The organism is Subdoligranulum sp. DSM 23681 (genome assembly GCF_057005535.1).
Genome location: NZ_CM168050.1, coordinates 2,260,269 through 2,274,588, shown reverse-complemented (window position 1 = coordinate 2,274,588; position 14,320 = coordinate 2,260,269). Strand labels below are relative to the sequence as shown.

The 14,320-nt window shown below is 63.8% G+C and carries 10 protein-coding genes and 1 tRNA gene; 5 read left to right on the top strand and 6 right to left on the bottom strand.

The window, feature by feature from the left end; translation table 11 throughout:
* Positions 1-3: 3 nt before the first annotated feature.
* Together AC127K_RS10450 and coaD are read right to left on the bottom strand one after the other, a co-directional pair.
* Positions 4-1,188 (bottom strand): acetyl-CoA C-acetyltransferase, encoded by a 1,185-nt coding sequence (locus AC127K_RS10450; protein WP_483720547.1) that lies wholly within the window; start codon positions 1,186-1,188, stop codon positions 4-6.
* A 105-nt stretch (positions 1,189-1,293) separates the two neighbouring features.
* A complete protein-coding gene (coaD, locus tag AC127K_RS10445) occupies positions 1,294-1,782 on the bottom strand; it encodes a pantetheine-phosphate adenylyltransferase (RefSeq protein WP_294540278.1) in 489 nt (162 codons plus the stop codon).
* Positions 1,783-2,296: 514 nt separating this feature from the next.
* Between coaD and ptb the strand changes: the two genes are divergently transcribed.
* The 5 genes from ptb (at position 2,297) to AC127K_RS10420 (ending at position 10,211) form a co-directional block, all read left to right on the top strand.
* Complete coding sequence (ptb, locus tag AC127K_RS10440) at positions 2,297-3,211, top strand: phosphate butyryltransferase (RefSeq protein WP_294540276.1); 915 nt, start codon at positions 2,297-2,299, stop codon at positions 3,209-3,211.
* A 60-nt stretch (positions 3,212-3,271) separates the two neighbouring features.
* Positions 3,272-4,339 carry a butyrate kinase gene (buk, locus tag AC127K_RS10435; RefSeq protein WP_294540274.1) on the top strand — a complete coding sequence of 356 codons (1,068 nt, stop codon included), beginning with the start codon at positions 3,272-3,274 and terminating at the stop codon, positions 4,337-4,339.
* A gap of 70 nt (positions 4,340-4,409) precedes the next feature.
* Positions 4,410-4,485: transfer RNA gene (locus AC127K_RS10430), tRNA-Pro, on the top strand.
* A gap of 204 nt (positions 4,486-4,689) precedes the next feature.
* Positions 4,690-7,200 (top strand): efflux RND transporter permease subunit, encoded by a 2,511-nt coding sequence (locus AC127K_RS10425; RefSeq protein ID WP_483720546.1) that lies wholly within the window; start codon positions 4,690-4,692, stop codon positions 7,198-7,200.
* A complete protein-coding gene (locus tag AC127K_RS10420; RefSeq protein ID WP_483720545.1) occupies positions 7,197-10,211 on the top strand; it encodes a GLUG motif-containing protein in 3,015 nt (1,004 codons plus the stop codon). Before AC127K_RS10425 ends, AC127K_RS10420 begins: the two co-directional genes overlap by 4 nt.
* Positions 10,212-10,250: 39 nt before the next feature.
* On the opposite strand, the gene cysG is transcribed toward AC127K_RS10420, so the two are convergent.
* The 4 genes from cysG to AC127K_RS10400 are packed head-to-tail and all read right to left on the bottom strand — an operon-like array spanning position 10,251 to position 14,308.
* Positions 10,251-11,567, bottom strand: coding sequence for a siroheme synthase CysG (cysG, locus tag AC127K_RS10415; protein WP_483720544.1), 1,317 nt, complete (start codon positions 11,565-11,567; stop codon positions 10,251-10,253).
* A complete protein-coding gene (locus tag AC127K_RS10410; protein ID WP_483720543.1) occupies positions 11,568-12,344 on the bottom strand; it encodes an ABC transporter ATP-binding protein in 777 nt (258 codons plus the stop codon).
* A complete protein-coding gene (locus AC127K_RS10405; RefSeq protein WP_483720542.1) occupies positions 12,337-13,359 on the bottom strand; it encodes a FecCD family ABC transporter permease in 1,023 nt (340 codons plus the stop codon). Before AC127K_RS10405 ends, AC127K_RS10410 begins: the two co-directional genes overlap by 8 nt.
* Complete coding sequence (locus AC127K_RS10400) at positions 13,322-14,308, bottom strand: ABC transporter substrate-binding protein (RefSeq protein WP_483720541.1); 987 nt, start codon at positions 14,306-14,308, stop codon at positions 13,322-13,324. The genes AC127K_RS10405 and AC127K_RS10400 overlap by 38 nt, the downstream gene beginning before the upstream one ends.
* Positions 14,309-14,320 lie beyond the last annotated feature (12 nt).

Sequence of the window (14,320 nt, the reverse complement as noted above, 5' to 3'; positions counted from 1 at the left end):
GAATTACATCTCGACGATGGTGGCGCAGCCCATGCCGCCGCCGATGCACAGGGTAGCCAGACCCTTGTGAGCGCCGCGATGCTTCATGGCGTACAGCAGGGTGACCAGGATACGGGCACCGGAAGCGCCGACGGGATGGCCCAGAGCGATGGCGCCGCCGTTGACGTTGACCTTGTCCATGTCGAATTCCAGGTCATGAGCAACGGCCAGACTCTGCGCAGCGAAAGCCTCGTTGGCTTCGATGAGGTCCATATCGGAAACGGTCAGGCCGGTCTTGGCCATGACCTTGCGGGTGGCGGCGATGGGGCCGACGCCCATGATGGAGGGATCAACGCCGCCCAGAGCGCCGCCGACCCAGGTAGCCATGGGGGTGATGCCCAGTTCCTTGGCCTTGTCTTCGCTCATGATGACCAGAGCGGCAGCGCCGTCGTTGATGGCGGAGGAGTTGCCGGCGGTGACGATGCCGTCCTTCTTGAAGGCGGGCTTCAGCTTGCCCAGCACTTCCATCGGGCTCAGGCGGGGGCCTTCATCGGTGTCGAAGACGATCTCGGACTTCTTGGTCTTGATGGTGACGGGGACGATCTCATCCTTGAAGGCGCCGGACTTGATGGCGGCGTCGGCCTTGACCTGGCTGTTGTAAGCGAACTCATCCAGCTGCTCACGGGTCAGGCCCCACTGCTCGGCCACGTTCTCGGCGGTGATGCCCATGTGGTAGTTGTTGAACGCATCCCACAGAGCGTCGTTGACCATGGTGTCAACCAGTTCGCTCTTGCCCATGGGATAGCCCATGCGGTAGCCGTAACGGCCCTTCATCATGGCGAAGGGAGCCATATCCATGTTCTCGGTGCCGCCCGCGACGACGATGTCCGCGTCGCCGGCCTCGATCATCTGGGCCGCCATGTTGACGCAGTTCAGACCGGAGCCGCAGACCACGTTGACGGTGACGGCCGGGGTGGTGACGGGCAGGCCGGCTTTCAGAGAGGCCTGACGGGCGACGTTCTGGCCCAGACCGGCCTGGATGACGCAGCCCATGTACACATGATCGACCTGCTCAGCGGTGATGCCGGCGCGGGCGATGGCTTCCTTGATGACGATGGAGCCCAGCTCAGCGGCGGGAACGTTGGACAGGGTGCCGCCGAACTTGCCGATGGCAGTACGGCAGGCGGATGCGATAACGATCTTTTTCATAAGTAAGCAGCCTCCTGAAATTAGATTGAAATTCGATGGATAGCCTGTTTCGGGGTTCTATTCCAACCGCCCCGGAGGGCGGAAACGGACGTTGGAAAAATGGAACTACACGTCGCCGCAGCGCTGTTTGGCCTGCAGGGCGGCTTCCACATTGGGGGTGACGAACTGGGACACATCCTGCCGGTAGTGGGCAGCCTCCTTCACGATGGTGCTGGACAGGTAGCTCCACTTGATGGAGGTGGCCAGAAACACCGTTTCGATCCCGGGCTGCAGGGCGTGGTTGGTGTGGGCCAGCTGCATCTCGTTTTCAAAGTCGGTGACGGCGCGCAGGCCCCGCACCATGACGGTGGCTCCCTGGGCCTTGGCAAAGTTGACGGTCAGGCCGTCAAAGCTGGCGATCTCCACATTGGGGATGTCCTTGCAGCATTCCCGGAGCATTTCCACCCGCTGTTCCACCGTGAAAAGCGGCGTCTTGGCGCTGTTGTTCAGCACCGCCACGATGAGCTTGTCAAACATGCGGGACGCGCGCTTGATGATGTCCAGATGACCGCGGGTGACCGGGTCGAAGCTGCCGGGATACATGGCTGTTGTCATTGATTCGGGCCTTCTTCTCCTGTTGGTTTGCCGCCGCCACTGTTAAAATTCTAACAGCTTGGGGCGCAAATATAGCACCCGTCCCGTTACGGTCTGTCATACGGTGCATGATCGGCGTTTTCAAGGGGCGCCGGGCCGGGTCGCGGTGGCTGGGTGCATACAGTCAGGCGGGCTTTTCTGGTCTCCGCGCTGATACCTTTATTTTTGCATGTTGTTAAGGTTTTGTCAATACCCGAACTTGTTCAAATTCAACTTCTTTTTCCGGTTCTTTTTGTCTTTTTGCCCAAATTCGCCTTTTTCCATACCTATAAAATAGCAAGGCGGTACAATCCCCCTTTGTAAAATGTTTCACTTTTCCCTTTGCAGTGACTTTCTTCACAATCCGGCGACAAATTCCTGCAGGGGGCTTGACCGTCCGGCCGGCAGGTGTTATTCTTTTAACAGATACTGCCTGTGCCGCGGTATTCCCGCCGCGGCCACTCAGCTTTGTGATGACAAAACGAGGTGTTTTTTTATGGTCAAGAGTTTTGACGAACTGATCTCCAAGGTCAAGGAATGCGGCAAGAAGACCATTGCGGTGGCCGCCGCCGAGGACGACGCCGTTCTGGAAGCCGTTGCCGAAGCCCACAAGCAGGGCATCGCCGACGCCATCCTGGTGGGTGACGAGGCCAAGATCCGCGCCATCGCCGCCGAGATGAACATCGACCTGTCCGACTACCGCATCATCAACGAGCCGGACAAGACCGCCGCCTCCCTGAAGGCCGTGAAGCTGGCCCACGACGGTGAAGCCGACATGTACATGAAGGGCCTGCTGGACACCAAGACCTTCCTGAAGAGCATCCTGGACAAGGAAGTGGGCCTGCGCACCGGCAAGACCCTGAGCCATGTGGCCGTGTTCCAGATCGAGGGCGTGGAGCAGCTGCTGTTCCTGTCCGACGTGGCTTTCATCACCTACCCCACCCTGGAGGACAAGGTCCATATCATCGAGAACACGGTGGAAGTGGCCCATGCCTGCGGCGTGGAATGCCCCAAGGTGGCGCCCCTGGCCGCCGTTGAGGTTGTCAACCCCAAGATGCCCTGCACCGTGGACGCCGACGAGCTGCGCAAGATGTGTGAAGAAGGCAAGATCACCGGCTGCGTGGTGGATGGCCCCCTGTCCATGGACATTGCCATTGACCCCGAAGCCGCTGCCCACAAGGGCGCCCAGGACCGCCCCGCCGCCGGCAAGGCCGACGTGCTGCTGTTCCCCGACATCCAGGCCGGCAACCTGGTCTACAAGACCCTGGTGCACACCGCCAAGTGCGAGAACGGCTGCATCCTGACCGGCACCAAGGTGCCCGCCATCCTGACCAGCCGCTCCGACTCCTTCCAGACCAAGGTCAACTCCATCGCCCTGGCCGCTGTGGTGGCAGCTGCCCTGAATAAGTGAGCGCTGATTCCGCGAGAACGGTAAGAGAAGAATAACATTTGAAGAAGGAAGCGAGCTACCATGTCTATCAAGAGCCTTATCATCAACCCCGGTTCCACCTCCACCAAGATCGGCGTTTTTGAGGACGAGACCCTGCTGTTCGACAAGACCCTGCGTCATCCCACCGAGGAGATCGCCAAGTATGCCTCCATCATCGACCAGAAGGATTTCCGCAAGCAGATCATCCTGGACGCCCTGAAGGAAGATAACTGCGACATCCATTCCTTTGATGTCATCGTGGGCCGCGGCGGCCTGCTCAAGCCCATTCCGGGCGGCACCTACCCCGTCAGCGACGCCCTGCTGGCCGACCTGATCGCCGGTGTGCAGGGGCAGCATGCCTCCAACCTGGGCGGCATCCTGGCCCGGGAGATCGGCGACGCCATCGGCAAGCCCTCCTACATTGTAGACCCCGTGGTGGTGGATGAACTGTCCGACCAGGCCCGTCTGTCCGGCATGCCCGAACTGCCCCGCCGCAGCATCTTCCACGCCCTGAACCAGAAGGCCGTGGCCCGCCGGTATGCCAAGGAGCACGGCACCACCTATGATGCCCTGAACCTCATCGTCATCCACATGGGCGGCGGCGTGTCCGTGGGCGCCCACTGCAAGGGCAAGGTCATCGACGTGAACAACATCCTGGACGGCGAGGGCTGCTTCAGCCCCGAGCGCGCCGGCACCGTGCCCGCCGGTGATCTGGTGAAGATGTGCTTCTCCGGCAAGTACACCCAGAAGGAGATCTACAAGAAGATCTGCGGCAACGGCGGCTTCAACGGCTATCTGCACACCAACGATGCCCGTGTGGTGGACAAGATGGCCCACGAGGGCGACAAGTTCGCCAAGCTGGTGCAGGATGCCTTCTACTATCAGATCGCCAAGGACGCCGGCGCCATGGCCACCGTGCTGGAAGGCAAGGTGGATGCCATCATCCTGACCGGCGGCATCGCCTACAGCGACTACACCCGGGAGATCCTGCAGCAGAAGATCGGCTGGATCGCCCCCATCACCGTCTATCCCGGTGAGGACGAACTGCTGGCTCTGGCCCAGGGTGCCCTGCGCGTCATGACTGGCGAAGAACAGCCCCAGACCTATTGATTCAAATGGACGGAACCCCGGCCCCGCGCTTGACGGGCGCCGCCTCAGCGGTTATAATGAGTAATACCGCCGAGGTGTTGCGCAGCTGGTAGCGCGCCTGGTTTGGGACCAGGAGGCCGCAGGTTCGAGTCCTGTCACCTCGACCAAAAGCAGGCAGAAACGAAAGTTTCTGCCTGCTTTTTTTGTTTGTGTGCCGGCGGGATCAGTCCGTCTGCCTTGCTCATTTTCTTTCTTTCTTTTGACAGATGTTCAAAATTGTATATGGTTTTTGCAGGGTTCCCGTATTAAGATAGAATGACAGCCTTGGAAAAGGCTGCTTTTTTACCTTGCAACGGGAGGATTTTTCTGCCATGGAAGAAAAGAAGCCGAAAACCGGCGGGATGGAAAAGATTGCCACCTTTATTGTGGACAAGCGCAATCTTTTCTTCCTGCTGTACGCTCTGGCGCTGATTTTCAGTGTTGTGGCGTCGGGCTGGGTGAAGGTGGAGAACGACATCACCACCTACCTGCCCGCCGACACCGAGACCCGCCAGGGTCTGACCGTAATGAACGACAATTTCACCACCTTCGGCACGGCCCGGGTGATGGTCTCCAACGTGACCTACGACACGGCCCGGGACCTGGCCGGGACCCTGGAAGGGGTGGACGGGGTGTACAGTGTGGAGTTCGACGACACCGCCGACCACTATAAGCAGGCTTCGGCCCTGTATACCGTGACCTTTGACGGGACAGCCACCGATGAGATCAGCCTGCAGGCCCTGGACGGCATCGACCAGGCGCTGGCCGGGTATGACGTCTATGTGGATACCGAGGTTGGGCAGGACATGTCCGCCGACCTGGCCAACGAGATGGGGGTCATTCTGGTCATTGCCGCGGTGATCATCGTGATGGTGCTCACCCTGACCTCCCGCTCCTACGCTGAAGTGCCGGTGCTGATCCTGACCTTCGGGGCCGCCGCTTTGCTGAACATGGGCACCAACTTCTTGTGCGGCACCATCTCTTTCATCTCCAACTCGGTGACGGTGATCCTGCAGCTGGCCCTGGCCATCGACTACGCCATCATCCTGTGCCACCGCTTTTCCGATGAGCACGAGACCAAGGACACCCGGGAGGCCTGCATCGCCGCCCTGTCCAAGGCCATTCCGGAGATCAGTTCCTCCTCACTGACCACCATCTCCGGTCTGGCGGCCCTGGCCTTCATGCACTTCGGCATCGGGCGGGACATGGCCACCGTGCTCATCAAGGCCATCCTGTTCAGCCTGCTGTCGGTGTTCACCCTCATGCCCGGGCTGCTCATGGTCTTCAGCCGCAAGATCGACGCCACCCGCCACCGCAAGCTCATTCCCCAGATCACCTTCCTGGGCAAGTTTGACGTGGCCACCCGGTTCATCATCCCGCCCATCTTTGTGGTGGTGGTGGTCATTGCCGCCGTGCTGGCCAACCAGTGCCCCTACTGCTACAGCTTCACCGACCTGGTGACACCCAAACAGAGCGTGAGCCAGATCGCCCACCAGAAGATCAAGAACACCTTCGGCAACAACAACATGGTGGCGGTGATCGTGCCCAAGGGCAACTACGAGGCCGAGCGGCAGATCCTGGACCAGCTGGAAGCCTGCCCGGAGGTGGATTCCGCCCAGGGGCTGGCCAACACCGAGGCCCTGGACGGCTACATGCTGGCCGACGCCGTGACCCCGCGGCAGCTTTCGGAGATCGCGGGCATCGACTACGAGGCAGCGGAAGCCCTGTACGCGGTGTACGCCGTGGACCAGAACCAGTACGGCAGCGTGCTCAGCGGCATCGGGGATTACAAGGTGCCCCTGTTCGACATGTTCATGTTCCTGCAGCGGGAGATGAAGGACGGCAACATCACCCTGGAGGGGGAGATGCAGGACACCCTGGACGAGCTGTTCGACCAGCTGAACTGGGCCCAGGTCCAGCTGCAGAGCGACAGATACAGCCGGATGGTGGTCTACCTGAACCTGCCGGAAGAAAGTGACGAGACCATGGACTTCCTGACCACCATGCACAACATCATCGGGCAGTATTACAGCGGAGACTACTATGTGGTAGGCAACTCCACCAACGTGAAGGACCTGTCCAGCTCCTTCGTGCAGGACAACGTGCTCATCAGCGTGCTGTCGGCCCTGTTCGTGGTGCTGATCCTGCTGTTCACCTTCCAGTCGGTGGGTCTGTCCATCCTGCTGATCCTGGTCATCCAGGGCAGTATCTGGATCAACTTTTCGGTGCCCACCCTGCAGAATGAACCCCTGTATTTCCTGGGCTACCTCATCGTCAACGCCATCCAGATGGGCGCCAACATCGACTACGCCATCGTCATTTCCAGCCATTACACCGACCTGAAGAAGGAAATGCCCATCCAGAAGGCCATGATCACGGCGCTGAACCAGGCCTTCCCCACCATCTTCACCTCCGGCACCATCCTGGCGGTGGCTGGCGCCCTGATCGGCGTCATGACCACCAACCCGGTCATTGCGGCCATCGGCACCTGCCTGGGCCGGGGCACGGTGGTCTCCATCCTGCTGGTGCTGGCGGTGCTGCCCCAGATCCTGCTCATCGGCGATGTGATCGTGGAGCGCACCAGCTTTGCCATGAAAGCCCCCATCGATCTGACCCGCATCAACCGCACCGCCAGCGGCAGCATGCGCGTAAGCGGCCGGGTGCGCGGGTATGTGAACGGTGTCATCGACGCCGAGATCAAAGGTACCCTGAACGGCACCCTGCATGCGGCGGTGACCTCCGGCACCACCATCGAACCCACCCAGCCCGACTACTGCCTGCCGCAGGAGGTTTCCGACGCGGAGGTCTGGGCCCAGAACTACACCGAAGGGGAGGAAGTATGATGACCAAGACAGTGAAACGGGGCCTTTGTGCCCTGCTGAGCGCGGCCCTGCTGGTCTGCTGTCTGCCGTTGGGCGCCCTGGCCGAGGAAGAGGCAGGCGTGATCCATCTGAACGACGCCGAAGACCTGGTCCAACTGGCGGAGAACTGCCGTCTGGACAGCTGGAGCCAGGACAAAATCATCTACCTGGATGAAGACATCGACCTGAGCGGGACCGGCTTCGGGGGCATTCCCAGCTTCGGCGGCCGGTGGGAAGGCCAGGGCCACACGATCAGCGGCCTGAACCTGACCGCCGACGGCAGCGTGCAGGGACTGTTCCGGTACATTCAGACCTCGGGGTCTGTGTACAACACCACCGCTTCCGGCACCGTACAGCCCGGGGGCACCCGGGCCCAGGTGGGCGGATTTGCGGGGCAGAACGCCGGCACCATCGAAAACTGCCGCTTTGACGGCACCGTCACCGGCACCAGCCAGGTGGGCGGCATGGCCGGGGTGAACACCGCCGACGGGGTCATTTCCGGCTGCACGGTCACCGGCAGCGTCTACGGCGACCACTTCATCGGCGGCATTGTGGGCAGCAACGACGGTGTGGTGACCGGGTGCAGCAACCTGTCTGCGGTCAACACCACCGTGAGCCAAAACGAGGTGGAACTGGAAGACCTGACGGCGGAGGACCTGCTCAAGACCGAGCGCGCTGCCGACATCACCGACATCGGCGGCGTGGCGGGCAGCTCTGCCGGGGTCATCCGGGCCTGCGTCAACCGGGGCGATGTGGGGTATGACCACATCGGCTACAACGTGGGCGGCATTGCGGGCAGCCAGACCGGCTACATCGAAGGCTGCGTCAACTACGGCACCATCCACGCCCGCAAGGAGGGCGGCGGCATCGTGGGCCAGATGGAGCCTTCCAGCATGCTGCAGTACAGCGCCGACACCCTGCAGCAGCTGCAGGGGGAGCTGAGCACCCTGCAGGGGCTGATGAACAAGGCCAACCAGGATGCGGCAGCCTCCTCCAGCGAACTGACCGGACGGCTGACCAACCTGCAGAACCAGGTGGACTCCGCCCGCACGGCGGTAGATTCCCTGCTGGACAAACTGGCCAACAGCATCAGCATCGGCACCCAGGAAGTCACTCTTACCGACCTGACCAAGCTCACCGGCAGCAGCGACACCAACGCCGATACCGACCTGGGCATCGGCGATTCCTCCCCCACCCCCACCGTGGCGCCTGAGGTCACGCCGGTACCTTCCCAGGAACCGTCTTCCCCGCCGGAATCGGAAGCCACCCCGACGCCCCAGCCCGCAGAAACACCGGTGCCCGCAGAGACACCGGTGCCGGAGGTCCCCGAAGAACCGGCAGAAGAACCGGCGGACCGCAGCGAAGTCACCCACGGGGCCCCCAGTCTGGATATCGACAACGAATTGCAGCACGAAGGGTCCCTGACATTGGACGGGCAGCTGACCCTGACCGTGCCCAGCGTGGAGGTGACCGGCCGGGACGAGATCACCGCCGCCCGCAACAGTCTGAACGGCAGCCTGACCTCCATCATGGACGGGGTGGGCAGCCTGACCACCAACACCGGGGACCACACACAAGCCCTGATCCAGGACATCCAGGCCATCACCGACCAGCTGAATGTCATCGGCAACACTCTGCTGGGTGCCGCCGAACCCCAGGACAATTCCGACCTGTTTGAGGATGTGTCGGACAGTGACACCGAGAGCGATACCGAGGGCAAGGTTTTCAACTGCCGCAACGAGGGCAGCGTGAACGCCGACCTGAATGCCGGCGGCATTGCCGGGGCCATGGCCCGGGAGAATGATCTGGACCCGGAAGACGACACCAAGATCAGCGGAAACAGTTCTCTGAACGTGACCTACAAGACCCGGGTGGTCCTGCGGGACTGCGAAAACACCGGCACCGTGCAGGTGAAGAAGGAGGCTGCCGGCGGCATTGTGGGCAGCATGGACATGGGCACGGTGATGGGCTGCCGCAACTACGCCGACCTGAGCGAGGAAGATGTGAACTATGTGGGCGGCATTGCGGGGCGCAGCCGCAGCGCCATCCGGGACTGCGCCGCCAAATGCCGTCTGGACGGAGCCGCCCATGTGGGCGGCATTGCGGGCAGCGGTACCACCATCACCGGCTGTCGGGCCCTGGTGCTGGCCGAAGGCACCGAACAGGTGGGCGCCGTGGCCGGTGGCCTGGAATCCGGAACCCTGACCGACCTGCTGCAAAGTGAAGACGCGGAACAGAGCGGCAACTATTTTGTCAGCGACACCCTGGGCGGCATTGACGGGGTGAGCTATGCCGGACAGGCCGAACCCCTGTCTTTTGCGGAGTTTGCCGCCCTGACCGAGCAGGAAGGGCTTCCCGAAGCGTTCCGGACCATTGTGCTGACCTTCCGGGCGGACGGCGCCGTGGTGGGCAGCGTGACAGTGGACTACGGCGGCAGCTTTGACGCCGGTGCGGCCCCGGCCATTCCGGCCAAGGACGGCTGCACCGCCTCCTGGCCCGCCTTCGTCACCGAGAACATCCGCTTTGACCAGGTCATTGACGCGGTATACACGCCCCTTTCCACTGTGGTGTCCGGCACCGAGCAGCGGGCAGACGGCCGCCCCATCCTGCTGGCGGAGGGCAGCTTCGGCACCGGGGACCTGACCATGACAGCCAGCGACGAAGCCCCCCTGGTGCCCGGACAGCACACCGAGAACTGGCAGTTCACCCTGCCCGAAACGGCCGGTTCCTCCTGGCAGTTGCACTACCTGCCCCAGCAGAAAAACACCGCCGTTTACCTGAAAAATGCGGACGGCAGCTGGCGGCGGGCCGACACCACCGCCGATGGCAGCTACCTGGTGTTCACCGTCCAGCCGGGGGAGGATACCCTGGCCGCGGTGGTGCAGCCCCGGATCCCCCTGCCCCTGGCCATCGGCGGCATCGGTGCCGCGGTGGTCCTGCTGGCAGCGGCGGCGCTGCTCCGGCGGCGGCGCAAAGCCCACACAAAGGCATGAAAAAACGGGAGAGCGAAAATTCGCTCTCCCGTTTTTCTTTTATTGGAAATCGGCGTACAGGTCCAGGGCGGCGGTGGGGCCCACCACAATGACGGCGGGGGCCTGGACCCCGGCCTGTCGGGCAGCCGCCGCGATCCCGGACAAGGAGGCCCGCACGGCAGCCCGGTGGGCGGCGTTGCCGCCGCTGATGACGGCGGCGGGGGTATCCCCCGCCATGCCCCCTGCCTGCAGGTCGGCGGCGATCTTCTCCAGCCGCTGCAGGCCCATGAGAAAGACCAGGGTGCCTTCCAGCGCCGCATACCGGCGGTAGTCGGGGGTTTTCTCGGCCCGGGTGTGGGCGGTGATGATGTGCACCTCCCGGCTCAGGGCGCGGTGGGTGACCGGGATGCCCGCCTCCCCGGGAATGGCGATGGCCGAGGAGATTCCGGGCACCACCTCAAAGTCGATGCCTGCCTGACGCAAAGCCAGGGCTTCCTCCCCGCCCCGGCCGAAAACGAAGGGATCCCCGCCTTTCAGGCGCACCACCCGGTGTCCGGCCCGGGCCAACTCGATGAGTTTGGCATTGATCTCTCCCTGAGGGGCCGCATGGTGGCCGCTGCGCTTGCCCATGTAAAAGGTCTGGGCGTCGGCAGGCAGCTCATCCAGCAGACTGTCGTCGATGAGGTCATCGTACACCAGGGCGGTGCACTGCCGCAGCAGCCGCAGCCCCCGCACGGTGATCAGGTCCGCTTTGCCGCACCCTGCTCCCACCAGGGCCACATGGCCGGCCGGTGTCCGGGCAGCAGGTTCGGCAGGCACCGCCAGCTCCCGCTCAAAAGCGTCGCGGAAACGTTCAGCCCGGGCATGCTCGTCAGGGACCCGGGCCTTGAGGGTCGGGCGCAGGGCTTCCAGCCGGTCCAGAGCCGCCGCGAAGTGGGGCGGCAGAAGGGCTTCGATGCGCTCCTTCAGCCACACCGCCGCCGTGGGGCTGGCCCCGCCGGTGGAGATGCCCACCGACAGCCGCCCCCGCTGCACCAGGGCCGGGAAGACAAAGCCGCAGGCTGCCAGGTCATCCACCACGTTCACCGGGATGCGCTGTGCCCTGCACAGGGCGGAAATTCTGTGGTTGAGGGAAGCGTCATCGGTGGCGGCAATGACCAGGGCGGGCGGGCCCTGCAGGTCGCTTTCTGCAAAAGCACGGCGACAGAGGGTCAGGCCGGGAAGCGCCGCCAGTTCGGGAGCGATGGCCGGGGACACCACCGTGATGTGCGGCCCGTAAGGCAGCAGCTTTTCCGCCTTGCGCAGGGCCACCGTGCCGCCCCCCACCAGGAGGACCGGGGCATTTTGCAGATTCACAAACATGGGGAACAGGGGCATTTATCCTTCCTCCTTATGCGGCAGCTCGCAGTAATACCGCCAGCCGTCGGCGGTCTGGGTGCGGCCCTGCCGGATGTTGAATACCGGTTCCAGCACGCCGCTTTCGTAGATTTCTTCGGGGGTGCCGCTCTGCACCAGCAGCCCGTCCTGCAGGACGGCCAACCGGTGGGCGCCGCCCATGGCCAGGGGCAGGTCATGGAGCACCAGCACCACCGCCCGTCCCCCGGCCGCCAGACGGCGGGCCATCTGCATGACTCCCAGCTGGTGGGCGATGTCCAGGAAAGTGGTAGGTTCATCCATGAGCACGGTGGGGGTCTGCTGGGCGATGGCCATGGCCAGATAGACCTTCTGCCGCTGGCCGCCGCTGAGCTCGTTCATGGGGCGGTCGGCCAGGTCGGCGGCGTCGGCCTCTTCCAGCGCCTGCCGCACAATGACCTTGTCCTCCGGCCGGTAATGCCGGGGATAGGAAAGGTGCGGGAACCGCCCGTGGAGCACCATCCGCTGGGCGGTGATGTTGGGGGTGGTCCGGTTCTGGGACAGAAAGGCGGCCTGTCGGGCCACCTGCCGGGGGGAAAGTTGGGTGAGGGGCACACCGTCGTACAGTACCTGCCCACCGGTGCAGGGCAGCAGCCCCAAGGCGGTGCGCAGCAGGGTACTTTTGCCGCTGCCGTTGGGCCCGATGAGGGCCAGCACCTCCCCGGGGCGGAAAGCCAGGTCCACCCCCCGCAGCACCGGGCGGTTATGATACCCGGCCTGCACCTGCTGCAGTTCAATCATGGGTGCGGCCTCCTCTCTGGCGGACCAGCAGCCACAGGAAAAAGGGCCCGCCCAGAATGCTCAGGATGGTGCCCACCGGCAGCTCAAAGGGAGCCGCCACCGTGCGGGCCACCAGGTCACACAAGGTCATGAGGGCCGCGCCGCCCAAAGCGGAGCAGAGGAGGAGAGGGCGGCTCTCCTCCCCCACGATGGAGCGCACCCCATGGGGCACCAGCAGGCCCACAAAGCCCACCAGCCCGCAGAAGCTCACCGCTGACCCGGCCAGAGCCGCCGCCAGGGTGAGGAAGAGCAGCCGGGTGGGCCGCACCGAAAGGCCCAGGCTCTGGGCGGTCTCGGGGCCCAGGGCCAGCACATCCAGCAGGCCGGACAGGGAGAAGGCCAGCACCAGGCTGATGCCGATGAGCACCGCCGCCGGGGCCAGCTTGGCCATGGTGACCCCGGCCAGACCGCCCATGCGGAAGTCGGTGTAGCCGATGAGGGCGTCCGGGTAGAGGGTGGTCACCGCGTCGATGAGGGCGCTGAAGATGCTGGAAATGGCCACGCCCGCCAGCACCAGGGTGATGCGGGAGGCGCCGGTGCTCTCGGCAAATAAAAGTACCAGCAGCACCCCGGCCATGGCCCCCGCAAAGGCAGCCAGGGGGCGCACGGCGGCCATGGGGGCAATGGCACAGCTGATGGTGACGGCCAGCCCCGCCCCGGCGTTGACCCCGATGATATGGGGCGCTGCCAGGGGGTTGGCCAGCACCGTCTGGATGAGCACCCCGGCCACGGCCAGGGCGGCCCCGGCCAGCAGGCTGCCGCAGGTGCGGGGCAGGCGGGAGTACAGCACCACCCGGGCGGAGACCTCCGACGGGTCATTGGTGAACAGGGCCTGCAGGACCTGGGCAGGGGTGACTTCCACCGCCCCCATACACAGGCTGAGCACCGCCAGGGCCAGGGTCAGCACCGCCAGCGCCACTGCCACCGCCGCCGGGTGCTCACGCAGCCGGGTACAGGATATCCGCCAGCTGTTCATAGGCTTGCCCCCAACGTGCGTTCGGTTTCAGGTTGTACAAGGTCTGGTCCATCACATAGCAGCGGCCCTCCTGCACGGCCCGCAGGCTGTTCCAGGCCGGGTTGCTGCGCAGGGTCTCGTCGGCCACCGCCTCGGCCACGGAGGGGTCGGCAGTCTGGTAGACCAGGAAGATGTAATCCGGATCCTCCTGCAGGATGACTTCCATGCTCAGGTCCTCCAGCAGGGAGTTTTCCCGGTCGGCAATGTTGACGCAGTCCAGAGCGGCCAGCATCTCGCCCAGAACGTTGTCCTGGCTGTTCTTGACCTTGCAGCCGGAGCTGGACACCCGGATGTAGAGAACCGAAGGCTGGCTGCCGTCCGCCCGGGCGATGGCTTCGTCCACCTGGGCCTGCACGTCTGCGCCGTTGGTCTGGTAGGCGGCGGTGTCCCCGGTGATCTGGGTGCAGCGGTCCAGCATGCTCAGGTAGCTTTCAAAGGTGCTGACCTCAAAGTAGGCGGCGGGAATGCCCATCTCCTCGAAAGTGGGCATGAAATCCAGGTCCAGCTGGGTGTTGCAGCTGGCCACGATGAAGTCCGGCTCGGTGGCAATGAGGGTTTCCAGGCTGATCTCCTTGCTGGCGCCCAGGTCGGTCACGTTGTCCAGGGGCAGGTAATCGAAGTAGGTCCAGGCATCGTGGGCAGTGGCCACCAGGCTGTCCGACCCGCCCGCCAGACACCACACATCCGCAAAGCTGCCGATGAGCACCGCCACCCGCTGGGGATGGTCCACGGTGACGCTGCGGCCCAGGTCGTCCACGATGGTCACGGGGCCGTCGGCGGATTCCGGGGTGGCGGTGGTCACCGCGGCGGTCTCGGCGGTGTCGGCCTCTTCGGCGGTGGTGGCGGAGGGTGCCGCCGAACAGCCGGCCAGCAGGCCCAGGGCCAGAAGGGTTGCAAGCAGTTTTTTCATGTGTTGTTCCTT